The organism is Bradyrhizobium genomosp. III (assembly GCF_000261705.1).
Lineage (GTDB): Bacteria > Pseudomonadota > Alphaproteobacteria > Rhizobiales > Xanthobacteraceae > Bradyrhizobium > Bradyrhizobium ottawaense.
This window is the reverse complement of the sequence record NZ_AJQF01000402.1, coordinates 1-1730: the sequence shown is the minus strand read 5'-3', so window position 1 is coordinate 1730 and position 1730 is coordinate 1. Positions and strand designations below refer to the sequence as shown.

Below are 1730 nucleotides of genomic sequence, written 5' to 3'. Positions count from 1 at the left end.
GGCGGCCGGCGTGGCTGGACCGCCGCCCCGCCCTTCCCGCTATTCGGATTTGAGGGTGGCGCCGAAAACCGCATGGCCGCCGCGGCCGGACGGATTCGTCAAGATCGACAACGTATTCGAACTTGCCGCGCCTCAGCTTCGCGCTACACGCGGCCGGATTCCCGTCGCCTGCGCGCTGGATGCCGAACCGAAACCTAGCGTCGGCTACGCGCTGACCAAACAGCTGTCAATCGAATGGGCGACGCCTGGCGACTACATTCGAATCTTCGGCGGGCTGTTCATCCGGCGGCGGAAAACCGCAAAGCCCATCCCCGGCCATACCAAGGTCTCGGATGCCATCACCTTCGATCTTACGCCAGACGGAGTCGAATTCGACGTCCTCGCCCCCAATCCGTTCGGAACCAGCAATGGTGACCGATTGCCGTTGCGCCTTCGTCTGGTTCCGGTGGAAATCGGCAACGGACTGACCGGCCTGCAACTGGACCTGATCGATCCAGTTTCGGATTCGGCATCGTTGATCAAATTGAAAGCCGGCCTGAACTGGATGTCGCGCGACCTCACCGATCGAGGCGGCTGCATCTCGCTGCAGGTCGATACTTCCGCCCTTCCACCGCTGGCCTGGCCGCTTCAGGTCAAAGGTGAACCGGCTGCGCCGGTCTGGGTGTGCGACAATCCGGCTGCTGTGCCCGGCGCGGATCTGATTCCGTCAATCCGCATGCTTGAAGACGCGGTGGCCGCTCGGCTGCTGACGCGCGAGGACTATGGCGGCGGCGAACCCGGCGTCGCCGAGCTTACCGGTCACAGGGCCACCCTATCCGCACGCAGGGGGACCGATCCTGTTGTCCTGACCATCACATCGCAAGCCGAACGTCCGGCCGCGCTGGAAGAAGCTGCCACGGCATCGCCCACTATCCTGCTGACATGGAGCGAGGCCGCCAAGCCGCCGTTCAATCCGGACAAGATAGAGGTCAAGCCGTTTTCGGGAATTGTCGACGCCTCTCCGCTCGCGGCGCGTCTCGGCGAGGTCTGGGCGGTATCCGGCGCCATCGCCAGCGGGACGCGGCCGCCCTATGCTTTCATTGCGCTCGAACGCGGCTGGGTTCAGATGCCGCTTCCCCCCGCGCCGAAGCCCGATGATCCACCGCCGGTCAAGCTGCTCGCCGCAGGCTCAGCGTTCCGCGGCTTCCTTCGGGTTGCGGTCGATGCCGGCGGCTCCACCGCACGTGCCGACGATCCGACGCTGCCGGGTCTGGAAATCGTCGGCGCGCAAAGCGTCAACGCCACCGTGATCTGGAAGAAGCCGCTCGACACCGCTCTGCCGCGCAGCATCGCCGTTGCGGTAAATGCTGCGGCCGGAACGCTTGAAGGCGTATTGTGGGCGGGCGAGGCCAGTCCTTCGCCGACCGAAATCTTGCCGCCGCTGGACGCCGGTCCGGCTTCCCTGACCAGCGCTCCAATTGCATTCGGTGTCAGCGGTCCGACAAACTGGCAAGTCCAGGTGGCCGGCTTCCGTGAAAAAGGCGTTGGGTCGATCAGCTTTAGGCTGCCGCTGTTCCCGTCTGCTGTGGATCCCCTGCTGGTCTGGCAGCCGCATCAGACCCTTGCGCTGGTCTCATCGGTATCGATGACCAGAACTGCCGAAAGCGCCAAGCGGCCCTCGGCAACACGCGAGCTGGTCCCTGCCGAAGTGATCGGCAGCCCGACCACACCGTTGACATTGACTTTCGCCA

The 1730-nt window shown here is 64.7% G+C and carries 1 pseudogene; it reads left to right on the top strand.

Going from position 1 to position 1730, the window contains the following annotated elements:
• Positions 1 to 55: 55 nt before the first annotated feature.
• Positions 56 to 1730: pseudogene (locus IC66_RS0132565) on the top strand (hypothetical protein); the annotation flags it as partial.